The sequence below is a fragment of the Microbacterium panaciterrae genome (assembly GCF_039541635.1).
Taxonomy (GTDB): Bacteria; Actinomycetota; Actinomycetes; order Actinomycetales; family Microbacteriaceae; genus Microbacterium; species Microbacterium panaciterrae.
The window spans coordinates 69,433-93,085 of the sequence record NZ_BAABGP010000013.1 but is presented as its reverse complement, the minus strand read 5'-3'; the positions used below and the strand labels follow the sequence as shown (position 1 = coordinate 93,085).

Here is a 23,653-nt window from a genome sequence, read left to right as displayed (position 1 = left end):
CTGGCGGGATGAAACCCTCGAGCCTCTCGAGGGGTGCGGCGATGCGGGCGCTCCTCTCTCTCGCGATCGGCAGCTTCGGCATCGGCATGACCGAGTTCGTCGCCATGGGGCTGCTCCCGAACATCGCGCAGGACCTGCTGCCCGAGCTCTGGGCGCAGAACCCCGACGAGGCGATTGGCCGCGCGGGGATCCTGGTGTCGCTCTACGCCCTCGGTGTGGTGGTCGGCGCACCCACGATCGCCGCACTGGTCGCGCGCTTCCCCCGCCACCGGGTGATGATCGGGCTGGCGATCGCGCTGACGCTCGGCAACGGCCTGGCCGTCGTGCTGCCCACGTTCGAGACCGTGGGGCTCGCCCGGTTCATCGCGGGTCTCCCGCACGGGGCGTATTTCGGGATCGGCGCCCTCGTCGCCGCTGACGTGCTCGGTCCCGGCAAGCGGGCCAAGGGCGTCGCCTTCATCCTCACCGGTCTGACGATCGCGAACGTCGTCGGGGTGCCCGCCGGGACCTTCCTCGGCCAGCAGCTCGGCTGGCGCAGCGCCTTCCTCGTCGTGACGAGCGTCTTCGCGCTGGCCACGGTCTGCATCACGCTCTTCGTGCCGGAGCACGCGGGGGATCCTGGTCGCACGTTCCGCGCGGAGCTCGGCGTCTTCCGCCGCCCCCAGGTCTGGTTCGCGCTCGCGACCGGTGCGATCGGCTTCGGCGGCTTCTTCGCGGTGTACAGCTACATCGCGCCGGTCGTCACGGAGCGGGCCGGCGCACCGCAGTGGATGGTGCCGATCACGCTCGTCGTGTTCGGCCTCGGCATGACGATCGGCAACCTCCTCGGCGGCTACTTCGGCGACCGCAATCTGCGGCTCACCCTGCTGATCGGCCTCGGCGCGATGGCCGTGGTGCTGGTGCTGCTCGCCGTGCTGTCGTTCTCGATCTGGCTGCTCGTGCCGCTCTCGTTCGTGATGGCGCTGCTCTCGTCGATCCTGAGCCCTGCGATCCAGACCCGGCTCATGGAGGTCGCCGGCGACAACCAGTCCATCGCCGCAGCGCTCAACCATTCCGCGCTGAACATCGGCAACAGCCTCGGCGCGTTCCTCGGCGGTCTCGTGATCGCGTGGGGCTGGGGCTACGGGGCGCCCTCCTGGATCGGCGCGGGGCTCGCGGTCATCGGCCTCGGAATCGGCCTCGCCTCCTACGCGGTGCAGCGCCGCTTCCACACGGAGACGGGATCGGTGCGGGTCTTCGACCAGGCCTAGCATGGGCGGATGAGCTCCGCAGGCGACGACGACGACCTGCCCGTCGCGGGCACCGCCGTGATCCTGCGCGACGCGCCCGGTGGGCGCGACGCGCCCGGCGGGCCCGGCGCGGCCGGCGGGATCGAGGTGCTGCTGCTGCGCCGTCCGGATCGCGGATCCTTCGCGGGCGCATGGGTGTTCCCCGGCGGGATGGTGGAGGACGGCGACCGCGTCGACGGCGCCGAGGAGAGTGAGGATGCCGGTCGTGCCGCGGTGCGCGAGACCGGCGAGGAGGTGGGCCTCGCCCTCGAGCGTCTCGTGCTGCTCTCCTGCTGGGTGCCGCCGGCGGGCATTCCGAAGAGGGTGCGCACCTGGTTCTTCCTCGCGGCCGACACCGGTGAGCAGGTCCACGCGTCGCCCGACGAGGTCGTCGAGACGCGGTGGTTCCGCCCGCAGGCCGCGCTCGCCGCACGGGATGAGGGGCGTCTCACGCTCCTGCCTCCGACGTGGCGCACCCTGCATGGCCTGCGCACGCTCACGAGCGTCGAGCAGGCGCTGACGAGACCGGCGGATCCGGATCTCTTCTGCACCCGGTTCCGGCGCACCGCCGCGGGCGCCGTCTTCTTCTGGGACGGCGACGAGCTGGCGGGCGCTCCGGAGGGCGGTCGGGAACGTCTGGTCGTCGAGGATCCGGTCTGGCGGTTCGAGCAGTCCTGACAGACGCCGGGCGTTGCTCAGGCGGCGAGCAATCTCCGCAGATGCATGCCGACCTCGTCGGTCTCGATGAGGAAGCCGTCGTGGCCGAAGTCGCTGGTGAGGACCACGGCCTCATTGCCGTCCAGCGTGTGCGGGATGCCGCGGGCGATCCGATGCTGGCCGTCGACCGGGAACAGTCGGTCGGTGTCGATGCCCAGCACCAGCGTGGTCGCGGTCACCTGCTTCAGCGCGTCTTCGACGCCGCCACGGTCGCGCCCGATGTCGTGCGAGTTCATCGCCTCGACGAGCGTGAGGTAGCTGTTCGCGTCGAAGCGTCGCGTGAACTTGTTGCCGTGGAAGTCGAGGTAGCTCTCGACCGCGTAGCGCCCGCCCTGGCCGAGCGGCGACACTTCGGACTGCCAGGAGCGCTGAAACCGCTGGTTCAGTTCGATCGGGCTGCGATAGTTCAGCAGCGCCATGCGCCGCGCCAGCGCCAGTCCGCGATGCGGTCCCTCGCCGATGGCGGCGTCGTAGTACTCGCCCCCCGCGTAACGGGGATCCATCCGCACCGTCTCCAGCTGCACGAAGTTCAGCGCGAGCTGGTCCGCCGTCGTGACCGGGGGAGAGGACAGGATCCCGAGGCGCGCGACGCGCTCCGCGTGGCCGACCGCCCATTCCAGCGCGTGCATGCCGCCCATGGATCCGCCGATCACCGCGCCCCAGCGCCCGATCCCGAGCGCATCGGCGAGCAGGACCTGCGCGGCGACCTGATCGCGGATCGTGAGGTAGGGGAAGCGGGACGCCCACTCGTAGCCGTCCGGGGCGATGCTCGCCGGCCCGGTGGATCCCTGACAGCCGCCGAGGATGTTCGGCGCGACCACGAACCACTCATCGGTGTCGATCGCGCCGCCAGGGCCGACGATCTCGCCCCACCAGCCGCTGGTCGCGTGCCCGCGGCCCGCCTCGCCCACGACATGCGAATCGCCGGTGAGGGCGTGCAGGATCAGGATCGCGTTGTCGCGGGCCTCGTTGAGTTCGCCCCAGGTCTCGTAGGCGACCCGGATCAGCGGGAGCTCGCCGCCGCCCTCGGTGCGGAACGGTCCGAAGGCCGCGAACCGGCGGTCGCCCGCGGGATCCCCGTCGCGCCAGGCGCCGGTCGCCGGCGGACGTGCCCGCAGCAGGCGGGCATCCGCCTCCGACACGCGCGCCGACGGCACCGTGTCCTCCGAGGTCGTCTGCCAGTCCATGCCTCCATTCTCGCGGGTGCGGGCAGGGGAGCGCGGCAGGTTACGCCCGGACGCGTGCCCCTGTCGTCTCCGTTCACCCCCTCCCATCGTCGATACCCCCTTGTGCGGACGCTGCTCAGAGGGGGTCCCGACGCGCCGAGGGGGTGAACAGACACTCGAAGAACGGGGCAGGAGGCGGGAGCGGGGAGAGCTAGCCGGGCGGGAGAAGGCCGAACGCAGCCAGTTGCCGACCCAATCGATCGATGGTGCGGATGTGGCGGTCTTCCCAGCGCGCGAACCTCCACCCGGTGACGCCTCGGACGTCGTCCTCGCGGCGCTTCTCCTGCAGCACGACCTGCTCGACGGTCAGCTTCCCGCGCAACGCCTCGTCCAGATACTTGCCCTGGCCATCGAACTCACCGAACACCCGTGCTCCCGGGAAGCCGAAATCGGCCCAGTAGCGATTCCCGGCAGAGCCCCTGATCGGTACCTGGAGCTGAACCTCCCGGAAGCCGAGCCGGTGCAGGACGAGGCGACTGACACTCTCGCCGGGCAACTCCGCCCGACCGTCGGCGAACGCGATGAGCGATCGCGCTCGTCGGATTCCATGGCGGCGACTGCGCTGTGCGCGCTCCGCCATCCGGGCGTGCCACTGTTGCGCCTGCTCTCGGTCGTGGTGATGTCCGCGCACGCACTCCCTGCGCAGCGCGGCGTCGGCTGCGGCGACGGCCGCTTCGGGGCTCGCGGTGCAGGCCAGATCGAGGACTGTGCGATCCACGCTGGTGCACCGGATCCCGCCGACCTCGACGATGTCCTCCTCCGGCAGTTCGACGTCATGCTGGGTGACCCCGGCGCGCGTGCGTGTGCGCCGCGTCCCGAGGATCGCGGTGTGCACGCGCTTCGGGGTCGTCCGATACAGGGGAAGGCCGTGCAGCACAGCGGCGGAGGGGCCCCAGAACACGGGTCCGGGCGTGGCGGAGCTGCGGTGCACGGCCACCACCTCCACGAGATGGCGACCCTCGGGCCAGAGCCGATCGAGCGGGCCGGACATCGCATACTGGTCTCGCCGGATCCGGATGAGCGACCCTGCGGTGAGGTCGGCCCGGATCCCGCGTTCGGTGCCGCCACGCGCGAGGAGATCAGCCCTCGTCGACAGCAGCGCCTGCGCCTGGGAGACGTCGATCGAGATGGGCATCGTGCCATCGTCACTGGATCCGCACTGCCGCGTTCCCGGATCCACGGGATCGGTGCATGGATCCGTCCGTCGACAGCCTGTGGAGGACGTCCGTGCGGTCGTGGCACCCTCGCCTGTTGCACACTCAGGACCCCTCTCAGCATCTGTACCCCCTCGTGTGGGCGCCCGTGCGAGGGGGGTCGTGCGAGGGGGGTCTCGACGCCGGGAGGGGGTGAACACGGACCCGAGAGACGAAAGGGACCCCGGATCCGTGGATCCGGGGTCCTTTCGTCTCTGAGGAGCGTCAGGCGCGCGCGGCCTCCGACACGCGGCGCGCCGCGGTGAGGGCCTGGTCGAGGTCGGCCTTCAGGTCGTCGATGTTCTCGAGGCCGACGGACAGGCGCACGAGGCCCGGGGTCACGCCCGCGGTGAGCTGCTGCTCGGGGCTGAGCTGAGCGTGCGTGGTGGACGCCGGGTGGATGACCAGCGAGCGCACGTCGCCGATGTTGGCCAGGTGGCTGAACAGGCTGAGGTTGTTGACGAACTCGCGGCCCGCCTCGACACCGCCCTTGAGCTCGAAGGACAGCACCGCGCCGACGCCCTTGGGTGCGTAGGTGTTCGCGACGGAGTACCAGGGCGACGTGGGCAGACCGGAGTAGTTGACCGATGCGACGTCGTCGCGCGCGTCCAGCCACTCCGCGATCTCCTGCGCGTTCTGCACGTGGCGCTCGATGCGCAGCGACAGGGTCTCGATGCCCTGCAGCAGGTTCCACGCGCTCTGCGGCGAGATGGCCGAGCCGAGGTCGCGCAGCAACTGCACGCGCGCCTTGATGATGTACGCGAGAGCGTCGCCGACCGCGGTGGTGTAAGACGCGCCGTGGTAGGACGGGTCGGGCTCGGTGAGGCCCGGGAACTTCTCCACGTTCTGCGACCAGGCGAACTTTCCGCCGTCGATGACCGCGCCGCCGATGGTCGTGCCGTGGCCGCCGAGGAACTTCGTGACGGAGTGCACGACGATGTCGGCGCCGTGCTCGAACGGGCGGATCAGGTACGGGGTCGCGATCGTGTTGTCGACGATGAGCGGCACTCCGGCCGCGTGGGCGACGTCCGCGACGGCCTGGATGTCCAGGACGTTGATCTGCGGGTTGCCGATGGTCTCGGCGAACAGCAGCTTGGTGTTCGGGCGGATCGCGCGGCGCCACTGGTCGATGTCGTCCTGGTTCTCGACGAACGTGACCTCGATGCCGAGCTTGGCGAGCGTGTACTTGAAGAGGTTGTAGGTGCCGCCGTAGATCGACGAGGACGAGACGAAGTGGTCGCCGGCCTGAGCGATGTTGAGGATCGCGAAGGTCGAGGCGGCCTGGCCGCTCGCGAGCGCCAGTGCGCCGGTGCCGCCCTCGAGCGCGGCCAGCCGCTGCTCGAGCACGTCCTGCGTGGGGTTCTGGATGCGGGTGTAGATGTTGCCGAACTCGGCCAGCGCGAACAGGTTCGCGGCGTGGTCGGCGTTGTCGAACACGTACGACGTGGTCTGGTAGATCGGCGTGGCGCGAGCCTTGGTGACGGGGTCCGGGGAGGCACCCGAGTGGATCTGCTTGGTCTCGAAGCGCCAGTTCTCCGCAGCGGTCATGAGTGTCTCCTTCAAGGATGCGCGACACCGAACCGCGTCGCAGGGTAGGGGTGAGCCGAAGGGTTCGGCGTTGCATCGAGAGTACGAAGGCGGACGGCCTGTCAACAAGGCGCGGGAAATGTGACGTAACACCTGCGCCGCACTCACCGGGACGGATCCCGTAGCGTTGTCGCATGGCGAACAGTCCTATGACAGGCAGACGGGCAGTGGTGACGGGTGCGAGCACCGGGATCGGCGAGGCGGCGGTGCGCGCACTGCGCGCGAGCGGATGGGACGTCGTCGGAGTGGCGCGGCGTGCGGAGCGGCTCGAGGCCCTCGCCGCGGAGACCGGCGCGACCGCGTACCCGGCCGACCTCACCGACGCCGAGCAGATCGCCGGGCTGGTCGCGCACCTGGCTGACACCGGCCCCGTGCATGCGCTGGTGAACGTCGCGGGCGGCGCCCGAGGGACGGACCGGGTCGAGGACGGATCCGCCGAGCAGTGGCGCTGGATGTTCGAGGCGAACGTGCTCGCGGTGCAGCAGCTCACCGCGGCGCTCCTGCCGCAGCTGCGGGCGGCGGCGGCCGGGGGAGGCCACGCAGACCTGCTGTTCCTGACCTCGGTCGCGGCCCGGAGCGCCTATCCCGGCGGCGCGGGATACAACGCGGCGAAGGCGGCGGAGGCGATGATCCCGCAGGCGCTGCGCCTGGAGCTGAACGGCGAGCCGATCCGGATCACCGAGATCGCACCGGGCCTGGTGCACACCGAGGAGTTCACGCTGCGCCGGCTCGGCGGTGACGCGGTCGCAGCCCAGGCGGTGTACTCGGGGGTCGAGGCGCCCCTGGTCGCCGAGGACGTGGCCGACGTCATCGCCTACGCCTTGAACGCTCCGGCGCACGTCAATCTCGACCTCGTCGTGATCCGCCCGGTGGCGCAGGCCGCCGCGCACCTGCTTGCGCGCGGCCCGCTGCGCCCCCGCGGGGAGGACTGAGCGGATGAGTGTGCACCTCCGGGCCGGCACGCGCGACGGCTTCGCCCGGACGGAGCACTGATGCCGAAGACGCTGGCCGAGCTCGCCGCGGAGGGCCGGATCGATCAGGGCTGGGCCGAGGCGCTGGCTCCGGTCGGTCCGCTCATCGCCGAACTCGGCGACCGCCTGCGCGCGGAGAACGCCGCCGGGCGCGGCTACCTGCCGGCGGGGGCAGACGTGCTGCGGGCGTTCACCCGCCCGCTCGCCGACGTGAAGGTGCTCATCGTCGGACAAGATCCCTATCCGACGCCGGGGCACCCGATCGGGTTGTCCTTCGCGGTGGAGCGCGCCGTGCGCCCGCTGCCGCGCAGCCTCGGCAACATCTACCGCGAACTCGAGGCGGACCTTGGCATCGCGCCCGCCCCGCACGGCGACCTCTCGAGCTGGAGCGACCAGGGCGTGATGCTGCTGAACAGGGTGCTCACGGTGCGTCCGGGCACCCCGGCCTCGCACCGCGGCTGGGGTTGGGAGACCGTGACCGAGCTGGCGATCCGGGCCCTCGTCGCGCGGGACGCGCCGCTCGTCGCCGTGCTCTGGGGGCGCGACGCCGAGGGGCTGCGGCCGATGCTCGGCGAGACCCGGGTGATCGCGTCCGCGCACCCGTCGCCGCTGTCCGCGAGCCGCGGGTTCTTCGGATCCCGGCCGTTCTCGCGTGTCAACGCCCTGCTCGAGGAGCAGGGCGCGGATCCCGTCGACTGGAGGATCCTGTGAGCGTCGACGCCGGGGGATGGATCCGCCCCGAGTCCCGGATCCGCACGGTGCGGGACGCGGATCTCCCGGCGATCCGCGACATCTACAACCACTACGTGCGCGAGACCACGGTCACCTTCGACGAGGAGGAGACGGTACTCGCGCATTGGGCGCACAAGCGCGAGCTGCTGGCCTCGACCGGACTGCCGTTCCTCGTCGCCGAGGACGAGGCGGGCGCGGTGGTCGGCTTCGCGAATGCGCAGCACTGGCGGGAGAAGTCGGCGTACCGGTACAGCGCCGAGAACTCGATCTACCTCGCGCCCGCAGCCGCCGGACGCGGGCTCGGGAAGGCGCTGCTGGAGGCGCTGCTGGACGAGTCCGCGAAGGCCGGGCTGCGCGAGATCATCGCGGTGATCGAGCCGACGGCGGCGGTCGCCTCGATCGCTCTGCACCGTCGATACGGGTTCACCGACGCCGGAATGCTGCGCGGCGTGGGCGTGAAGTTCGGCCGGACGCTGGACGTCGTGTTCCTGCAGAAGTCGCTGACGTAGCGGGGCCCGGGGCTGCGACGGTCCGCTCGCGGTGCTCTACGCTGGCGCCATGCCAGAGCTCTTCTTCTCCGCCCATTCCGCGCGGATCGATCGTGAACGCGTGCACCACTGGCTCAGCGACCTGTCCTACTGGGCGCGCGGTCGCGCCCGTGCGGTGCAGGACGCGGCGATGAACGGATCCCGCAACTACGGGGTGTACGACGACATCGGCACCCAGGTCGGCTACGCGCGGGTCGTCACCGACGGCGCCACGTTCGCGTGGCTGTGCGACGTCTTCGTCGATCCGGATCATCGCGGCGAGGGCGTCGGCAAGCTGCTCGTCGCGGGTGTGGTCGCCGACCTCGAACCCCTGCACCTGGAGCGCACCGTGCTGGCCACCGGCGACGCGCACGGACTGTACACGCAGTTCGGCTTCGCGGTGATCGAGCACCCCGAGATGTGGATGGCCCGGGCCGGCTGAGCGTGCGGACCGGGATCTCAGGACCCGGGGATCACCGGGATGGCCGCGAGGAGTCGTTTCGTGTAGTCGTCCTGGGGATGGTGCAGCACGCGGGCGGTCGGACCGTGCTCGACGATCCTGCCCTCGGTCATCACGGCGACGTCGTCGCACAGGTTCTGCACCACGCCGATGTCGTGCGAGACCAGCACGAGCGTCATCCCGTCCGCGCGCAGCTCGCGCAGCAGGTCGAGGATCTGGGCGCGCACGGTGACATCGAGCGCGGACAGCGGCTCGTCGCCGATCAGGATCCGCGGGCGGTGCGCGATCGCGCGCGCCAGGGCGATCCGCTGACGCTGGCCACCGGAGAACTCGTGCGGGTATCGGTCGGCCATCGCCGGCTCCAGGCCGACCCGCGCGAGCACCTCGTCCACGCGCGCGCGATGGTCGCCGTCGATCCGGAGAGCGCGCAGCGGCTCCGACACGATCCGGCGGACCGACTGACGCGGATCCAGGGACGCATACGGATCCTGGAACACGAGTCCGGTCTCCCGGCGCAGCCAGTGCAGGGCGCGCGCCGAGGCGGTCGCGTCGACGGCGCGCCCGTCGATCTGCACGGATCCCGCCGTCGGGCGGTCCAGGCCCAGCAGCAGGCGGATCAGGGTCGACTTGCCGGATCCCGATTCGCCGATGACGCCCAGTGCGGATCCCGCCGCCACGTCGAGGTCGACGTCGTCCAGGGCGACTGAGCGACTGCGCGGGATGAACGGCTCTCTCCGCGGGCCCAGATACTCGCGCCGCAGCCCGCGCGCGCGGATCAGCGGCTCGTCCTTCCCGCTCATCAGCGGCTCATCCCTCCCGCTCACCTGACCCCAGACGCCCTCACGGGGCGCTGGGACGGGCATCTGGCGTCGGGCGAACGGCATGTCAGCGTCTCCGGTCATGCGTCCTCCCCGCGCCAGAGCGTCGCCGTCGCATCGCGGAGGAGGCCCTGCGTGATCGGCGAGGACGGTGCTGTGAGCAGCAGGTCCAGCGGTCCGCTCTCCACGACCCGGCCGTCGGCCAGCACCACGGCGTGCGTGGCGACCTGCGCCAGCACCGCCAGATCGTGTGTGATGAACACGAGCGACATGCCGGCGGTCTCGACCAGCGACAGCAGCAGCCGCAGCACCCCGGCCTGGATCGTGACGTCGAGCGCGGTGGTGGGCTCGTCCGCGATGAGCAGCCGCGGCCGGGCCGCCAAGGCGATCGCGATCGCGGCGCGCTGGCGCTGACCGCCGGAGAGCTGATGCGGGTAGCGGTCCACGATCCGCTCCGGATCCGGCAGAGCGACCCTCGCCGCTTCGGCCACCGCGCGCACCCGGGCGGCCCTGCGGTCGATCCGTTCGTGGATCCGCATGGTCTCGGCGATCTGCCGTCCGATCGTGCGGATCGGGTTGAGTGCGGTGCGCGGCTCCTGGAACACCATCCCGATCTCGTCGCCGCGGAGCTTCGCGAGCTCCCGATCCGGCAGCCCGAGGATCTCCCGGCCGTTCCAGCGCACGCTGCCGGTCGCGGCGGCGCCGTCCGGCAGCAGCCCCATCACCGCGAGCGCCGTGAGGGACTTGCCGGATCCGGACTCCCCGATCAAGCCGACCCGCGCGCCGTCCGGCACCGCGAACGAGATCCCGTCCACGACCCGGTGTCCGTCGATCTCGATGACGAGATCGGTCACCTCGAGCGTCACGCGGTCACCTCCGGGAGCGGGGGGCGGCCGGCGCGCGCACGGTCGGCGGGGCGTCGGCCGGCGCGCAGCGTCGGATCGGTGGCGTCGCGCAGGGCGTCTCCGAGGAGGTTGAAGGCGAGCACGGTGATCGTGATCGCGAGCCCGGGCCAGATCACGGAGAGCGGGTGGATCTGGATGTAGCGCTGCAGATCCGCGAGCAGGACGCCCCAGGACGGATCCACCACGGAGGCGCCGAAGCCGAGATACGACAGCCCTGCCTCGGCGAGCACTGCGGTCGCCATCGCCCAGGACAGCTGCACGATGAACACCGGCGCGATGTTCGGCAGCAGGTGCTGCACGAGGTTCTCCGCGGGCCCCAGCCCGGCGGCGCGGCCGGCGAGCACGAAGTCGCTCTGCTGCACGCGTCGCAGCTCGGGCCGGGTGACCCGGGCGACGTTCACGCCGAACCCGATCCCGACCGCCCACACGACGACCCAGAGCGATCCGCCGCGGACGGTCGAGATGAGCATGGCGATGATCAGCACGGGGAAGGCGATGAGGATGTCGACCAGCACCGCCACGGTCTCGCGCACCCACCGGGCTGTCAGGGCGCCGAGGGCGCCGAGCGCGAGGCCGATCAGGGTCGCGACGAGGCCCGCGCCGGCGGCGACGAGCACCGTGGTGCGGGATCCGGCCATGATCAGGCTGAGGAGGTCGCGGCCGGTGAGGTCGGTGCCCAGCAGGTGCGGCCAGCCCGGCGGCAGCCAGCGTGCGGTCACGTCGGTGGCCCGCGGATCGAACGGGGTCCAGAACAGCGACACCAGCGCCGTGACGAGGATCACGGCGATCACGATCACGCCGAACAGCCCGGAGGCCGAGGAGAGGAGGCGGCCGAGCGTCCTCGACGGTCCGCGGGGGTTCTCGACGCGTGGCGGGCGGGTCATTCCTCCGCCTCCCGCTGCCGAGGATCGATCGCGCGGTGCACGAGATCGACCACGAACCCGATGATCAGCACCATCCCGGTGAGCACGAGCAGTTCGCCCTGCACCTTCACCAGGTCGCGGGTGCCGACGTCGGCGACCAGCATCCGGCCGATCCCCGGCAGGGTGAAAAGCTGCTCGACGACGACCGAGCCCACGATGATCCCGGCCACCTGGATCCCGAGCACGGTGATCACCGACAGCCCGACCGCGGGCAGCCCGTGCTGGATCAGCGCACGGTTGCGGGTCAGCCCCTTGGCCGCCGCGGTGCGCACGAAGTCCTGCCCCGCCGCCTGCAGCGTCGCACTGCGGACGAACCGCAGCAGCAGCGCGCCCTCCACGACGCCGATCGTGAGCGCGGGCAGGATGAGCGCCCGCAGCGCGGCGCCCGGATCCGCCCAGCCGTCGCGGGGGAAGCCCTGCGCGGGCAGCCAGCCGAGCCACACGGCGAACACGACGACGAGCATCATGCCGGCCCAGACCACGGGCACCGCCGCGATCGCCTGGGCCGACACGTTCAGAGCGGTGCCGGCTGCGCGGCCGCGCAGCATCGCGGATCCGATCCCCAGCGGCACAGCGATGAGCAGCGCGATCAGCAGCGACATGCTCGCCAGCGGCACCGTGACCTGAGCCTTCTGCGCGAGCTCGGCGGAGACGGAGGCGCCGTTCAGCTGGGACGTGCCGAGATCGCCGCGCAGCACGCCGCCGATCCAGGACAGGTACTGCAGGAGGAGTGGCTGATCCAGGCCCAGGGCCTTGCGGATCGCGTCGATCTGGTCGGGCGTCGCCTTGTCGCCGGCGAGCAGCTGGGCGACGTCTCCCGGGAAGACGCGCAGCGCGAGGAAGATGAGCGCGCTCGCGACGAGGAGCCCTGCGATCAGCAGGGCTCCTCGGGTGAGCGCGTAGCGGAGCACGAAGCTGAGGCTACTTGGTGACGGTCACGCCGCGCAGATCCAGCCGGGAGTTGATGGAGTCCTTCGGAAACCCGTTCACGCCGGGGCGCACCGCGGTCAGCGTGCGATCCTCGTACAGCCAGTCCGCGGCGGCATCCTTCGCGACGATCGCCGCCGCCTGCGAGAGCAGGTCGGCGGACTTCTTCGGATCCAGTTCGGTCTGCGACTGCGTGTACAGCTTCTGCACCTCGGGGTTGTCGTAGCCGAAGTAGTAGGCCGGGTTGGCGAAGTTGCCGATGTCGCGCGGCTCCACGTGCAGCACGAAGCTCAGGTCGTAGTCGTGCTTGGTGAAGACCGTGTCCAGCCAGGCCGGGAACTCGACGGAGTTCACCTTCAGCGTGACACCGACCTTCTTGAAGTCGCTGGTGAGCAGCTGCGGCACCGTCGAGCCGTAGAACGACGGGATCGTCAGCGTGAGCGTCAGGTTCTGCTGCCCGGCCTCCTTGAGCAGCGCCTTCGCCTTCTCCGGGTCGTACGGGGCGGTGCTGGAGAGGTCCTGGTAGCCGGGGTCGAGCTGCGGGATCGGGCCGTACAGCGTGGTGCCGGCGCCGCGCGCCTGGATGATCGCCTTGTGGTCGATCGCGAGCCGCAGTGCCTCGCGCACGCGCTGGTCGTTGAGCGGCGCCTTGGCGTTGTTGAACGCGAGAGTGCCCTTGTCGGTGGTCTTGCCGGTGGTGATCGTGAACTTCGTCTTGTCCAGCTGCGGGGCGAGGTTCGGATCGACCGCGGTCAGCACGTCCAGGCTGCCGCTCTGGGCGGCGTTGACGCCGGCGGTGAAGTCGGGGATGTAGTCGAAGACGATGCTCTTCACACCCGCCTTCTGCCCCCAGTACTGGTCGAAGCGCGAGAACGCGAGCGAGCTGCCCTTGTTCCACTTCTGCAGCGTGAACGGTCCCGTGCCGTTCTCCGCCGACTGCAGGTCGGCCGTGGAGTCCTTCTGGAAGACGAGGCCGGCCGGGCCGGTGAGGCCGAACAGGAAGTTCTGGCTCGGGGCGCTGAGCGTGATGACGACGGTCTTGTCGTCCTTCGCGGCGATCGAGGCGACGCCTGCCAGATCGCCGTGGCCCTGCACGGTCTTGTCGTCCTTCGCCGTCTGCAGCGACGAGACCACGTCGGCGGCGGTGAGCTTCGCGCCGTCGTGGAAGGTGACGCCGTCGTTCAGCACGAACGTGTAGGTGAGGCCGTCCGCCGAGATCTCGTGGCTCTTCGCGATCCGGTCGACGATCGTGTCGTCCTGGGTGCGGCTGACCAGCCCCTCGTAGATGTTGTCGATGAGCACCTGTTCGAGCGCCGCGCCGCTGGTGTGCCGGATGTCGAGGCTGGTGGGCTCGAGCACGAGCCCCACGGTCAGGGTGGCGTTCGCGTCGACAGCGCCGGTCGAGCCGGTGGAGGTGCTCGTCGCGGGCGTGCCGGAGCAGGCCGCGAGCAGCAGGGACGCAGCGGTGAGGCCGGTGATCAGGGCGAGACCGGTGCGGCGGCGGATCGCAGGAATCGCGGTGCGCGTGCGGTGCATGAGGGATCCTCTCGGGGCGATGCGGGACTTCAGGGCGGTCAGGTGCGGTGCGGGACGAGCCTAGGGCGGCGGATCAGGGGCGGCGGGCGATGGTGGAACGCGGCGTCACAATCCCGCGGACCCGGCGTCCGCGATCGTGCGGATCGCGTCGGCGAGCTCCACGGGAGACGTCTCCTGCAGATTGTGGCTGCCCTCCATCCGGCGCACGGTCGCCGCAGGGACGCGTGCGGCGAACTCGCGTTCGGCCTCATCGGACACGAAGCCGTGCGTGGCGCGGATCATGGTGATCGGGCAGGTGACCGCGGCGAGATCGGTCCAGCCGGTCTCGCCCAGGATCGAGCGCGGCGGCGCGGCGGAAGCCGGCGCGTCGGCGGGCGCGTCCAGCAGCGTGGCGGCGATGTGGGCGAAGTGGTGCTTCCACTCCACGCGGCCGTCCGGGCGCACCCGGGTGTTCAGGAACACGCCGCGCAGGGTGTCCACGCGCGTGCCGCCGAAGCCGAAGCTCATCGCGCGATCGACGAGCTCGTCGCGGTCGGCGGCGTCCACGACGCGGTAGAACTCGCGCAGGGCCGCCGGGCCCGTGCTCTGGTCGACGCCGGGCGTGATGTCCACGATCACGAGGCTGCGTACCAGCTCCGGGGAGTGTGCGGCGAGCGCGGCCGCGGTGAGGCCGCCGAGCGACTGCCCGACGACGACCTGCGGACGATCCGTCCACACCGGCAGGACCGCGGCGACGTCGGCGGCGAGCGTGCCACCCGTGTAGTCGGCATCGTCGCGCCACGACGAGTCGCCATGCCCGGCGAGATCGACCGCGAGCGCCGGGCGGCCGAGCGCCAGGATCGTGGTGTCCCAGGTGTGCGCGTTCAGGCCCGCACCGTGCAGGAACGTGACCTCGGCCGGACCGTCGCCGAACCGCAGCGCGCTGAGGGAGCGCCCGTCCGGCAGGGTGAGCGAGAGCCGTTCGACTGCCGGCACCTGCGTGTCGAGCGCCAGGGCCTGGCCGGGAAGGTAGGAGAACTCGGTGATCGGCCGCGGGGCGGAGGCATCGGAGCTGAGGGGAGGCACGCCCTCATTGTGCTCCTGTGCAGCCGCCCGTGCGAAATGAGAGAGCAGATACACAAGGACGATGGCCTATAAAGGGCCAATTTTCATCATGAGAAGGCGGAGTCCGGTGGGCAAATCGCTCTCGTGACGCGACAGCGATCCGCGGCGCCGTCAGAACGCGCTGATCCCGGTCAGCGCGCGGCCGAGGATGAGCTGGTGGATCTCGTCGGTGCCCTCGTAGGTGCGCACCGACTCCAGGTTGGCCGCGTGCCGCATCACCGGATAGGCGCTCGTGATGCCGTCGCCGGCCAGGATCGTGCGCGCCTGATGCGCGACCTCCAGCGCCTCGCGGACGCTGTTCAGCTTGCCGACCGAGATCTGCTCGGGTGTCAGCGCGCCGCGCTCCTTGAGGCGCCCGAGGTGAAGGGCGAGCAGGATCCCCTTCTCCACCTCGACCAGCATGTCGGCGAGCTTCGCCTGGGTGAGCTGGTTGGCGCCGATCGGCCGGCCGAACACCGCACGCGTCGTGGAGCGGTCCAGCGCCGCCTCGAGGCAGCAGCGCGCCGCCCCCATCGCGCCCCAGATGATGCCGTAGCGCGCCTCGTTCAGACAGGCGAACGGCCCGGAGAGTCCGGTGGCTCCGGGCAGCATGGCGTCGGCGGGAACCCGGACCGCGTCGAGGGCGACATCGCACTGCACGGACGCGCGCATCGAGAGCTTGCCCGTGATCGGGGTCGCTGTGAACCCCGGTGTCGTCGTCGGCACCAGGAAGCCGCGCACGGCCCTTCCGCCCGTGCCGAAGGCGGGGTCGGCCACGCGTGCCCACACCACGGCGACGTCGGCGAGGGATGCGAGCCCGATCCAGCGCTTGGCGCCGTCCAGCACCCAGTCGTCGCCGTCGCGGCGCGCCGTCGTGGTCATCGCGGCGGGATCGCTGCCGCCCTGCGGCTCGGTGAGGGCGAAGCAGCCGATCGCGTCTCCCGTCGCCAACCGCGGCAGCCAGGCCTGCTTCTGCTGCTCCGATCCGTACATCGCGATCGCGCTCATCGCCAGCGAACCCTGCACCGAGACGAAGGTGCGCCAGCTGCTGTCCGCCGCTTCGAGCTCGAGACAGACCAGCCCGTAGGAGACCGCGCCGGCCCCGGCGCACCCGTACCCGTGCAGCTGCATGCCGAGGAATCCGGCGGCACCGAGCTCGCCGACCAGCTCGTGCCGGAAATGGGCGTTCTCGAAGTCGTCGTCGATCACCGGCAGGATGCGCTCCTGCGCGAACGCTCTGGCGCGCATCTGCCAGTCCCGTTCCTCGGCGGTGAGCAGCCCGTCCAGGTCGAACACGGAGTCGATGCGGGAAGCAGTCGTCATGGCGGATCCTTCCGGGAGCTGGGCGAGGTGTCGCGGGGCCGCGGTGCGACGACGTCGTCCGCGCCCGCTGCGTCCGCACTCGCGTTCATCCTACGGACGCCGCCGCGTCGCCGCGCTCACCTAGGCTGGTCGCATGGGCGGACGATGTTCGGCGGTGCGGGGATGACCGTGCTCGCCGTGCCCGGGATCACGAACCTCCGCGACGTCGGCGGCATCCCGGCGGGATCCTCCCGGATCCGTGAGGGCGTGCTGTTCCGCTCCGGAAATCTGGCAAAGGCGGGCCCGGAGGCGCACGCCTTCCTGACCGGCAGCGTCGCGCACATCGTCGATCTGCGCGACGACAGCGAAGCGCTCGCCGAGCCGTGCGCGGTGGCGGGACTGAGGATCGCCCGGGTGCCCCTGTTCGCGGGATCGGTCGCCTCGTTCCTGCTCGGCGACATCAGTCTGGGCGGCCTCTACCGGCACATCGTCGACGACGGCTCCGACCGCATCGTGCAGGTGCTGCGGATCATCGCCGCCGGCGAGCCGACGCTGGTGCACTGCACACTCGGCAAGGACCGCACCGGCGTCAGCGTCGCCCTGGCGCTCGCCGCGGTCGGGGCGGATCGGGAGGCCATCGTGGCGGACTACGCCCTGACGGCCTCGCAGCTGCCCGAGTCGCGCAACCGCGCGATCGCGAAGTGGCTGGAGGAGCGCCTGCCTGTCGCGCAGAACGCGATCGCTCTGGCGACCGAGTCACCGGCTCCCGTGATGCGGGCGCTGCTCGCCGACCTCGAGCAGCGGCACGGATCCGTGGCCGACTACCTGCGGGGTGCGGGCCTCACCCGCGCGGAACTGGACGATCTCGGCGCCGCACTGGTCGAGTAGAGAGCACCCGCGCGCGCCCCAAGGTAGGTTAGGCAACCCTATTCGGATGATATCGTGGAGCCATCATGACCACCGCGATCCGCACCAGCCCGCGCGCCGCGCGCCGTGCCTCGCGTCGCTCCACACGGGTCCAGCACCTGATCGTCGCCGACGAGCGCTCGCTGTCCGAGCTGGAGACCGCGCTGGCCGTTCTGCCACTGTGCGCCACGGGCCGGGTGCTCATCGAGGTGCCGGACGCCGACGCCGTCTCGAGCGTCACGGCGCCGCCGCGGATGACCGTGACGTGGCTGCCGCGGGCGCCCCGCACCGGATCACCGGGAAGCTGTGGACGTCGCGCCGTGGGGTCGGTCGTCGCCCGGGCCGCGATCGCCTGGGCCGACGAGATGCTGTGCGACGGCGCGGAGGAGCAGACCACCGTGACGCTGCTCGGGGGCTTCCTCGGCACCGCGGACATCGCCGAGCACCTCACCGGACGGCTGCACCTCGACCCGGCCCGCATCACCGCACCGGAGCGCTTCGGTCTCCTGACCGGCGCGCGGGCGGAACGCGCTCAGCGCGGCAGATAGTTCCCGTCCTCGAGACCGGCCTCGATCTCGAACCGGTTGCGCAGCGGATCCCGCCCGGCGAACAGGTACAGGAACGGCATCAGGAAGCCGTATCGCAGCCACTGCCGCTTGTGCACCGCCTCGTGGCGCAGCACGCGGTCGTCCGGCACGTCGTCGCCGGTGAGGTAGCACCCGCCGACGCACACTCCGCCGCGGGCGAACGTCCACGCGGGCATCCCGCGGAAGATCCAGAGCCCGTCGCGGCGTTCGACGGGGCCGGTGCTCCAGAGCCCGCCCCACACCCAGCCCAGACCCGTGCCCCAGGCGTAGCCGATCCGGCTGACAGGCGAGCGCAGCAGCACCGAGGGGAGGCGCAGATCGCGCCGTCTGCCCCGTTCCAGGATCGCGGCGGCGTTCGTCCGGATGGCGTCGAGATCGCCGCCGGACCGGCCGGCCGTCGTCACGCGAGGGCGCCGACCAGGCGCAGGATCGCGCCCAGATCCGCGACGGCGTCGCCGGGGGAGCGAGGAGCGAAGCCCGCGATGGTCGCGCCGGCCAGCGGCAGGCGCTCGCGCAGGATCCGCACGGCGTCGACGATCTCGGCCGTGCGCAGGCCGAACGGCACCGAGGACGAGACGCCGGCGAGCTCGGACGGGTCCAGCACGTCGACGTCGATGTGCACGTACACCCGGCGCGCACCCGTGGCGGCGACCGCCTCGGCCAGCGCCGTCGCGTCGTCCAGGGCGTCGATCCGTGCGATGCCGGACTCGGCCAGGAACGCGGTCTCCGCGTCATCCTCGGACCGCGCCCCCACGAGCACGGTGCGATCGGCGTGCAGCCCCTGCGGTCCCTCGATCGGGAACGACGGGTGCCCGAGCAGCGCGCGCAGCGCCATCCCCGCATACGCGCCCGATTCCGACGACTCGGGGGTGTGCAGGTCGGGATGCGCATCGAACCAGACGATCGCGACGTCGTCCAGCTCGCCCGGGAGAGCGGTGACTGCGGCGACGCTGACGCCGCAGTCACCGCCCACCACGAGCGTCGGCTCGGCATGAGCCGCCACCGCCTCCTCGATCAGCTCCCTGGTGCGCCGCAGGCTGCTCAGCCGGTGCACGCCCGTGCCCTCGGCATCGCCCGCCTCCAGCGGCACCTCCAGCACCGTGGTGCGGGCGCGCGGCAGGTCGCCCGCGATCGCGGCGGCGCCGTCGGTGAGCAGCATCGCCCGCGGCGCAGGAGATCCCTGCCACTGCGGAACGACGAGGAAACGGGTCATGATCAGCCCTCGAGGGCTTCCTGGGGCTTGGCGGCTCCCGCCTTCAGCTCGGCCAGGCGCGCGTCGACCTCTGTGAGTTCGCCGAGGTCGTCGAGGCTCTCGAACTGCGCATCGATCGAGTCGGCCGCGATCTCGGCCTTGCCCTGGGCGATGGCCTCCTGGCGGCGGATCTTGTCCTCGAAACGGCCCAGCTCGCTGGTCGGGTCGAGCACGCTGATCGAGGAGACCGCGTCCTGCACCTTGGTCTGCGCCTCGGCGACCTTCGAGCGGGCGACCAGCTCGTTGCGCTTCGTCTTGAGCTGGCCCAGCTTGTCCTTCATCGTGTTCAGGCCGCTCTTGAGCTTGTCGACGATCTCGGTCTGCGAGGCGATCTGCGGCTCCGCGGTCTTCGCCTCGTTCTCGGCGCTGATCTGACGCTGCAGGGCGACCTTGGCGAGGTTGTCGAACTTGTCCGCATCGGCGGTGCTGCCGTTCGCGCGCAGGTCATCGGCCTTGCGGCTCGCCGCCAGAGCCTTGTTGCCCCACTCCGCGGCGGCCTGCACGTCCTCCTGGTGGTCGCGCTCGAGCAGGCGCAGGTTGCCGATGGTCTCGGCGATCGCCGACTCCGCGTCCGCGATGTTGTTCGTGTAGTCGCGCACGAGCTGGTCGATCATCTTCTGCGGATCCTCGGCGGAGTCGAGGATCGAGTTGATGTTGGCCTTCACCAGGGTGGAGATGCGGCCGAAGATGGACTGCTTGGTCATGGGATGTCCTTACCTTGATTTCCGGTCGTTGGGTCGGTTGTGTCTGTCGTGTCGGGTGCTGAGGGGTCGGGCGCGTGCGTCAGAAACGGCCTCCCGCGCCGGTGCGGCCGCCTCCGCCGCCTCCGCCGCCGAAGCCGCCGCCTCCGCCGAAGCTGGACGTGCCGAATCCGCCGCCGCTGGAGCGCCAGCCGCCTCCGCCTCCGGACCCCCAGCCTGAGGAGCGCCGGCCGCCGCCGCCGGAGAGGATCCCGCCGATGATGCCGCCGAGGATCGCGTCGCCCAGGCCGCTGCTGCTCCACGCGCCGTCGTCCCTGGCGCTCGCGTCGACGCCGTATTCGTCGAGGGATCCGCTGGCCAGCGCGGAGGACTCCCGGGCCAGCGAGATGGCGCGCTGCGCGTGCTGCAGCGCCGCTGCCGGATCGGCGGTGCGAGCGGCCTCTGCCTGGTCGTACTCGGCGGACGCCTGGGTCACCCTGGTGCGGGGATCCGTGCCCATCGCGCCGCGTCGCGTCGTGATGTAGGTGTTCGCGGTGGCGATCTCCGCGCGGGCCTGGGACATGGTCTGATCCAGCACCTGCTGCGCCCGCTCGGCCTGCTGCTGCGCTCCGCGGATCGCGGAGACGGCGCCGTCGATCCGGGAGTTCGCCGCGGTCAGCGCCTCCAGGACGGACTGCGGGCGGCGCCCGGTGCCGGTGAGATCGGTGCGGGCCTGCGCGAGCGCCGTGAGCGTCGCCGCCACGATCCCGTCCAGCTCGGGGGAGGGCGGCAGGGCCGCGGCCCCGGCCAGGTCCTGCTCCAGATCGGCCATCAGCGCCCCTGCCTGATCCTCGACCCCGGCCAGATCGTCCCGCAGCGTGGTGATCGCACCGGCCAGCTGGCCCGCCTGCAGCACGGCCTCCTCGGCCGTGCGGATCGCGAACGCCGCCTCGCCGCGCTTGGTCTCGGCGATCAGGCGGCCGGCATCGGCGATGCGCGCATCGGCGAGCTCGAGGCGGCTGGCCGCCTGCACGGGATTGTCGCTGACGGTGCGCAGCGTGGAGGCGTCGTACTGCGCTTCGAGCGCCTCCAATGCCGCAGGTGCCGCTGCGACGGCGGCGCTCGCGTCAGCCCGGTGCGCGGTGAGCTGCTCGAGCGCCTGCTCCGCGTTCTGCTCGAGCCCGCGCAGCTCATCGAACGCGGCGACGTTGGCGTTCAGGGCCGCGTCGGCGGCGTCGCAGAGCTGGATGATCTTGAGGTGCCACTCCCTGCGCTGCTGCGGGGCGTCCGGGATCTCGTCATCGAGCTTCTGCTTGAGCCCGAAGGCCTCGTCGAGCATCGCCTTCGCCTTCGTGACGACGTCGGTGAACGCGACGGTCGACGCGTCGCCGAACTGCGCGGTCGCGAATCCGAGGTCCTCGGTCGAGGAGGTGATGGCATCGTCCGTGCGCACCAAGGCGATTCCCGCGCGTTTCTCGAGCTCGTCATCGCTGATCGCATCGAGGGGATCGCCGACCGGGTCGGTCGTGACGGGCTTGAGCCGGGCGGCGGCACGGCGGCGCATCACGATGAGGACCACGAGCGCCGCGATGATCGCGATCACGCACACGATGATCAACACGATGCCGGCGAGATCGATCCCGCCCGACGATGCCGCGCTGTCCAGGCCATCCGCCGCGGTGAGCACGGCAGCCGCCCACTTCTGGTCGTGCAGGTCGTTCACCATCGCCGACGAGATCGTGTCCAGTCGCGAGTCCGGCACCGGGCCGTCGGCGTCGGCGGACAGCCAGTACTGCCGACCCTGCACCGCGATCGCCAGCAGGTACTGGTTCTTGCCGAGGCCGCTGTCGCGCGCGACCTGCTCGGTCCACTGCTGGCGGTTCTCCGGATCGGTGAAGTCGTCGACGAAGACCACGAACAGCTGCAGCTGTCTGCTCTTGCTGAGTGCGGTGAGCCGCGCGTCGACGGTCTTCTTCTCGGCGGTGCTGAGCGCACCCGCCGTGTCGGTCACGTAGTCGGCGCCCAGTGCCACGGGGGCCGTGGCGGGCACCGCGGTCGCGTCGGCGCGCGCGGCCGTCGACGGGGAGGCCAGGGCCGGGGACGCGAACGACATGCCGAGAACACCCAGGATCACCCCGATGACGACAGCCCAGCGTGCGCGCATCCTCGCTCCTCCCGAAGGCCTCGGCAGGCCCCGTCCCGAGTCTATTGCGAGCGATTCGGACCGGGTAGGCGATCGGCCGTGCTCATAGCGAACACCAAAGCGCAGCCCGTCCGTCGTGCCGCCCCGCGGTGACGCCGGTCGGCTCCTAGGCTGGAGCTGATGGATGACAGGTACGGATCGGATGTGCTCGCGGCAGGCTGGCGGGATCGCGGCGCGAAGTTAACGGTGGACGTTCCGGCGCAGCGGGATCTCGTCGTCGAGGTCGCCGTGGACGGCTTCTGCGGCGCGATCACCCGCATCGAGGGCGGTCAGCTCGAGCTCGAGGACTACCGCGGCCGGCGACGGCTGTTTCCGCTGGGCGCGGGGTTCATGATCGACGGCGAGCCGGTCCGTCTGGTGCACCCGGCCAAGGGAGCGGCGCAGGGCCCGTCGAAGCGCTCGGCCTCCGGCTCCATCGCCGTCGCGGACTCCCGCGCGCGTACCGCGCTGCCCAGCCGGATCCTGGTCGAGGGCCGTCACGACGCGGAACTCGTGGAGAAGGTGTGGGGCCATGACCTCCGCGTGGAGGGCGTCGTCGTGGAGTATCTGCAGGGCATCGACCTGCTCGAGGAGCTGCTCGCCGCCGAGCCGCCGAGCCGCACCCGCCGCTACGGCGTGCTAGTGGACCATCTCGTGAGCGGATCCAAGGAGACCAGGATCGTGCAGCAGATCCTGCGCGGGCCGCACGGCGCGCACCTGCGCATCGTCGGGCACCCGTACATCGACGTGTGGCAATGCGTGACGCCCGCCGCGATGGGGATCCGCGCATGGCCCGAGATCCCGCGCGGCACCGACTGGAAGACCGGGATCTGCCGCGCGTTCGGCTGGCCGACCGCATCTCAGGCCGATTTCGCGCACGCCTGGAAGCGGATCCTGTCGCGGGTGCACACGTACCGCGACCTGGAGCCGGCCCTGCTCGGCCGCGTCGAGGAGCTCATCGACTTCGTCACCGAGCCGACGGCGCAGCGATGAGCGGCCGTTCCGCGCGCGGGGCCGGGCGGGCGCGCCCCGTGACCGACCCTGGCCGTTCGGCAGGCTCAGGGACCGGTGCCGAGTCCGGCCCCGGATACCCTGGAGGGATGCCTGAACCCCGTACCTTCCGCGACGAGCCGGTCTCGTTCGTGCGCCGCAGCGGCCGCATGTCCGAAGCGCAGGAGCGGGCGTTCGACGAGCTCGCCCCGCACTATGTCCTGGATGTGCCGCGCCACGTCGCCTGGACATCCGTGCACCCCGACGCGCGGCTGGATCCGGCCGCCGAGTACCAGCGCGTGGCGCCGCTGATCGTCGAGGTCGGATCCGGTCAGGGGCACGCGATCGTCGCGGCCGCCTCGTCCCGGCCGGCCGACGACTTCCTCGCGGTCGAGGTGTTCCGTGCGGGGCTCGCGCGCACCATGCTCGACGCGGATCGTGCCGGCGCGCGCAACCTGCGCCTGATCGAGGCGAACGCTCCGGAGGTGCTCTCCAGCTATCTGCCCGAGCGCGCGGCGAGCGAGGTGTGGATCTTCTTCCCCGATCCGTGGCACAAGAAGCGGCACACCAAGCGGCGCCTGGTGCGTCCGGGGTTCGGCGGCACCGTCGGTTCGGCGATCCGCGACGGCGGGCTGCTCCGGCTCGCCACGGACTGGGAGGACTACGCGCTGCAGATGCGCGAGGTGCTCGACGCCGAGCCCGAGTTCGAGCGCGCCTTCGAGGGGGAGTGGGCCGAGCGCTTCGACGGCCGGGTGATGACGGCGTTCGAACGCAAGGGCATCGCGAAGGGCCGGGACATCCGCGACCTCACCTATCGGCGGGTCGCGAGAGGCTGACCGGGCGCGCCCCTCGCGCATCCGGAGCACGGCAGGGCAGACTCG

General features: G+C 71.3%; 24 protein-coding genes. 10 read left to right on the top strand and 14 right to left on the bottom strand.

The features are described from left to right. The first annotated feature begins 8 nt into the window (after positions 1 to 8). Both ABD882_RS09510 and ABD882_RS09505 read left to right on the top strand, forming a co-directional pair. A complete protein-coding gene (locus ABD882_RS09510) occupies positions 9 to 1,250 on the top strand; it encodes an MFS transporter (RefSeq protein WP_345186380.1) in 1,242 nt (413 codons plus the stop codon). A gap of 9 nt (positions 1,251 to 1,259) precedes the next feature. Beyond that, a complete protein-coding gene (locus tag ABD882_RS09505; protein WP_345186379.1) occupies positions 1,260 to 1,946 on the top strand; it encodes an NUDIX domain-containing protein in 687 nt (228 codons plus the stop codon). 17 nt (positions 1,947 to 1,963) lie between these two features. Here ABD882_RS09505 and metX read toward each other — a convergent pair whose 3' ends face one another. From metX to ABD882_RS09490, 3 genes are all read right to left on the bottom strand, one after another. Then, complete coding sequence (gene metX / locus ABD882_RS09500) at positions 1,964 to 3,172, bottom strand: homoserine O-acetyltransferase MetX (RefSeq protein ID WP_345186378.1); 1,209 nt, start codon at positions 3,170 to 3,172, stop codon at positions 1,964 to 1,966. A 190-nt stretch (positions 3,173 to 3,362) separates the two neighbouring features. Continuing rightward, complete coding sequence (locus ABD882_RS09495) at positions 3,363 to 4,346, bottom strand: hypothetical protein (protein ID WP_345186377.1); 984 nt, start codon at positions 4,344 to 4,346, stop codon at positions 3,363 to 3,365. Positions 4,347 to 4,629: 283 nt separating this feature from the next. Further along, positions 4,630 to 5,952: a bifunctional o-acetylhomoserine/o-acetylserine sulfhydrylase gene (locus ABD882_RS09490; protein WP_345186376.1), complete on the bottom strand. Its 1,323-nt coding sequence runs from the start codon at positions 5,950 to 5,952 to the stop codon at positions 4,630 to 4,632. A 173-nt stretch (positions 5,953 to 6,125) separates the two neighbouring features. Between ABD882_RS09490 and ABD882_RS09485 the strand changes: the two genes are divergently transcribed. From ABD882_RS09485 to ABD882_RS09470, 4 genes are read left to right on the top strand one after another with little or no spacing between them, the layout of a single operon-like run. Further along, on the top strand, positions 6,126 to 6,923 hold the full coding sequence (locus ABD882_RS09485) for an SDR family oxidoreductase (protein WP_345186375.1): 798 nt from the start codon (positions 6,126 to 6,128) through the stop codon (positions 6,921 to 6,923). Between the two features lie 60 nt (positions 6,924 to 6,983). Then, complete coding sequence (locus ABD882_RS09480) at positions 6,984 to 7,673, top strand: uracil-DNA glycosylase (RefSeq protein WP_345186373.1); 690 nt, start codon at positions 6,984 to 6,986, stop codon at positions 7,671 to 7,673. After that, positions 7,670 to 8,203, top strand: coding sequence for a GNAT family N-acetyltransferase (locus ABD882_RS09475; RefSeq protein ID WP_345186372.1), 534 nt, complete (start codon positions 7,670 to 7,672; stop codon positions 8,201 to 8,203). Before ABD882_RS09480 ends, ABD882_RS09475 begins: the two co-directional genes overlap by 4 nt. A 49-nt stretch (positions 8,204 to 8,252) precedes the next feature. After that, on the top strand, positions 8,253 to 8,663 hold the full coding sequence (locus ABD882_RS09470; protein WP_345186370.1) for a GNAT family N-acetyltransferase: 411 nt from the start codon (positions 8,253 to 8,255) through the stop codon (positions 8,661 to 8,663). A gap of 17 nt (positions 8,664 to 8,680) precedes the next feature. Here ABD882_RS09470 and ABD882_RS09465 read toward each other — a convergent pair whose 3' ends face one another. From ABD882_RS09465 to ABD882_RS09435, 7 genes are all read right to left on the bottom strand, one after another. Further along, positions 8,681 to 9,481, bottom strand: a complete 801-nt coding sequence (locus ABD882_RS09465; RefSeq protein WP_345186548.1) for an ABC transporter ATP-binding protein — start codon at positions 9,479 to 9,481, stop codon at positions 8,681 to 8,683. A gap of 98 nt (positions 9,482 to 9,579) precedes the next feature. Further along, positions 9,580 to 10,365 carry an ABC transporter ATP-binding protein gene (locus tag ABD882_RS09460; RefSeq protein ID WP_345186369.1) on the bottom strand — a complete coding sequence of 262 codons (786 nt, stop codon included), beginning with the start codon at positions 10,363 to 10,365 and terminating at the stop codon, positions 9,580 to 9,582. Further along, entirely contained in the window at positions 10,362 to 11,288 is a 927-nt protein-coding gene (locus tag ABD882_RS09455) for an ABC transporter permease (protein ID WP_345186368.1), read from the bottom strand. Before ABD882_RS09455 ends, ABD882_RS09460 begins: the two co-directional genes overlap by 4 nt. After that, positions 11,285 to 12,238: an ABC transporter permease gene (locus ABD882_RS09450; RefSeq protein ID WP_345186367.1), complete on the bottom strand. Its 954-nt coding sequence runs from the start codon at positions 12,236 to 12,238 to the stop codon at positions 11,285 to 11,287. Before ABD882_RS09450 ends, ABD882_RS09455 begins: the two co-directional genes overlap by 4 nt. Positions 12,239 to 12,248: 10 nt before the next feature. Continuing rightward, positions 12,249 to 13,790 carry an ABC transporter substrate-binding protein gene (locus ABD882_RS09445; protein ID WP_345186365.1) on the bottom strand — a complete coding sequence of 514 codons (1,542 nt, stop codon included), beginning with the start codon at positions 13,788 to 13,790 and terminating at the stop codon, positions 12,249 to 12,251. A 105-nt stretch (positions 13,791 to 13,895) separates the two neighbouring features. Continuing rightward, a complete protein-coding gene (locus ABD882_RS09440; protein WP_345186364.1) occupies positions 13,896 to 14,855 on the bottom strand; it encodes an alpha/beta fold hydrolase in 960 nt (319 codons plus the stop codon). Between the two features lie 150 nt (positions 14,856 to 15,005). Next, positions 15,006 to 16,196, bottom strand: coding sequence for an acyl-CoA dehydrogenase family protein (locus ABD882_RS09435; RefSeq protein ID WP_345186363.1), 1,191 nt, complete (start codon positions 16,194 to 16,196; stop codon positions 15,006 to 15,008). A gap of 162 nt (positions 16,197 to 16,358) precedes the next feature. Between ABD882_RS09435 and ABD882_RS09430 the strand changes: the two genes are divergently transcribed. Both ABD882_RS09430 and ABD882_RS09425 read left to right on the top strand, forming a co-directional pair. Then, positions 16,359 to 17,063, top strand: coding sequence for a tyrosine-protein phosphatase (locus ABD882_RS09430; protein ID WP_345186362.1), 705 nt, complete (start codon positions 16,359 to 16,361; stop codon positions 17,061 to 17,063). A 65-nt stretch (positions 17,064 to 17,128) separates the two neighbouring features. Then, positions 17,129 to 17,629: an SIP domain-containing protein gene (locus tag ABD882_RS09425; RefSeq protein WP_345186361.1), complete on the top strand. Its 501-nt coding sequence runs from the start codon at positions 17,129 to 17,131 to the stop codon at positions 17,627 to 17,629. Here ABD882_RS09425 and ABD882_RS09420 read toward each other — a convergent pair. From ABD882_RS09420 to ABD882_RS09405, 4 genes are all read right to left on the bottom strand, one after another. Then, positions 17,614 to 18,033: a Fe-S oxidoreductase gene (locus ABD882_RS09420; RefSeq protein WP_425563354.1), complete on the bottom strand. Its 420-nt coding sequence runs from the start codon at positions 18,031 to 18,033 to the stop codon at positions 17,614 to 17,616. The two genes, ABD882_RS09425 and ABD882_RS09420, sit on opposite strands and share 16 nt — an antisense overlap. Positions 18,034 to 18,068: 35 nt before the next feature. Beyond that, positions 18,069 to 18,881 (bottom strand): arginase family protein, encoded by an 813-nt coding sequence (locus ABD882_RS09415; RefSeq protein WP_345186359.1) that lies wholly within the window; start codon positions 18,879 to 18,881, stop codon positions 18,069 to 18,071. A gap of 2 nt (positions 18,882 to 18,883) precedes the next feature. After that, positions 18,884 to 19,624, bottom strand: a complete 741-nt coding sequence (locus ABD882_RS09410) for a PspA/IM30 family protein (RefSeq protein ID WP_345186358.1) — start codon at positions 19,622 to 19,624, stop codon at positions 18,884 to 18,886. 79 nt (positions 19,625 to 19,703) lie between these two features. Continuing rightward, positions 19,704 to 21,764: a TPM domain-containing protein gene (locus ABD882_RS09405; RefSeq protein ID WP_345186355.1), complete on the bottom strand. Its 2,061-nt coding sequence runs from the start codon at positions 21,762 to 21,764 to the stop codon at positions 19,704 to 19,706. A gap of 159 nt (positions 21,765 to 21,923) precedes the next feature. Here ABD882_RS09405 and ABD882_RS09400 point away from each other — a divergent pair, with 159 nt between their 5' ends. Both ABD882_RS09400 and trmB read left to right on the top strand, forming a co-directional pair. Further along, positions 21,924 to 22,775 carry a DUF3097 domain-containing protein gene (locus ABD882_RS09400; protein WP_345186354.1) on the top strand — a complete coding sequence of 284 codons (852 nt, stop codon included), beginning with the start codon at positions 21,924 to 21,926 and terminating at the stop codon, positions 22,773 to 22,775. Positions 22,776 to 22,882: 107 nt separating this feature from the next. Beyond that, positions 22,883 to 23,608, top strand: a complete 726-nt coding sequence (gene trmB / locus ABD882_RS09395) for a tRNA (guanosine(46)-N7)-methyltransferase TrmB (protein WP_345186352.1) — start codon at positions 22,883 to 22,885, stop codon at positions 23,606 to 23,608. Positions 23,609 to 23,653 lie beyond the last annotated feature (45 nt).

Bases quoted from the DNA above. Each gene is read 5' to 3' on its own strand.
- ABD882_RS09510 (WP_345186380.1), top strand. From the start codon at position 9: ATGAAACCCTCGAGCCTCTCGAGGGGTGCGGCGATGCGGGCGCTCCTC.
- ABD882_RS09505 (WP_345186379.1), top strand. From the start codon at position 1,260: ATGAGCTCCGCAGGCGACGACGACGACCTGCCCGTCGCGGGCACCGCC.
- metX (WP_345186378.1), bottom strand. From the start codon at position 3,172: ATGGACTGGCAGACGACCTCGGAGGACACGGTGCCGTCGGCGCGCGTG.
- ABD882_RS09495 (WP_345186377.1), bottom strand. From the start codon at position 4,346: ATGCCCATCTCGATCGACGTCTCCCAGGCGCAGGCGCTGCTGTCGACG.
- ABD882_RS09490 (WP_345186376.1), bottom strand. From the start codon at position 5,952: ATGACCGCTGCGGAGAACTGGCGCTTCGAGACCAAGCAGATCCACTCG.
- ABD882_RS09485 (WP_345186375.1), top strand. From the start codon at position 6,126: ATGGCGAACAGTCCTATGACAGGCAGACGGGCAGTGGTGACGGGTGCG.
- ABD882_RS09480 (WP_345186373.1), top strand. From the start codon at position 6,984: ATGCCGAAGACGCTGGCCGAGCTCGCCGCGGAGGGCCGGATCGATCAG.
- ABD882_RS09470 (WP_345186370.1), top strand. From the start codon at position 8,253: ATGCCAGAGCTCTTCTTCTCCGCCCATTCCGCGCGGATCGATCGTGAA.
- ABD882_RS09465 (WP_345186548.1), bottom strand. From the start codon at position 9,481: ATGAGCGGGAAGGACGAGCCGCTGATCCGCGCGCGCGGGCTGCGGCGC.
- ABD882_RS09455 (WP_345186368.1), bottom strand. From the start codon at position 11,288: ATGACCCGCCCGCCACGCGTCGAGAACCCCCGCGGACCGTCGAGGACG.
- ABD882_RS09445 (WP_345186365.1), bottom strand. From the start codon at position 13,790: ATGCACCGCACGCGCACCGCGATTCCTGCGATCCGCCGCCGCACCGGT.
- ABD882_RS09435 (WP_345186363.1), bottom strand. From the start codon at position 16,196: ATGACGACTGCTTCCCGCATCGACTCCGTGTTCGACCTGGACGGGCTG.
- ABD882_RS09430 (WP_345186362.1), top strand. From the start codon at position 16,359: ATGACCGTGCTCGCCGTGCCCGGGATCACGAACCTCCGCGACGTCGGC.
- ABD882_RS09425 (WP_345186361.1), top strand. From the start codon at position 17,129: ATGACCACCGCGATCCGCACCAGCCCGCGCGCCGCGCGCCGTGCCTCG.
- ABD882_RS09415 (WP_345186359.1), bottom strand. From the start codon at position 18,881: ATGACCCGTTTCCTCGTCGTTCCGCAGTGGCAGGGATCTCCTGCGCCG.
- ABD882_RS09410 (WP_345186358.1), bottom strand. From the start codon at position 19,624: ATGACCAAGCAGTCCATCTTCGGCCGCATCTCCACCCTGGTGAAGGCC.
- ABD882_RS09405 (WP_345186355.1), bottom strand. From the start codon at position 21,764: ATGCGCGCACGCTGGGCTGTCGTCATCGGGGTGATCCTGGGTGTTCTC.
- ABD882_RS09400 (WP_345186354.1), top strand. From the start codon at position 21,924: ATGGATGACAGGTACGGATCGGATGTGCTCGCGGCAGGCTGGCGGGAT.
- trmB (WP_345186352.1), top strand. From the start codon at position 22,883: ATGCCTGAACCCCGTACCTTCCGCGACGAGCCGGTCTCGTTCGTGCGC.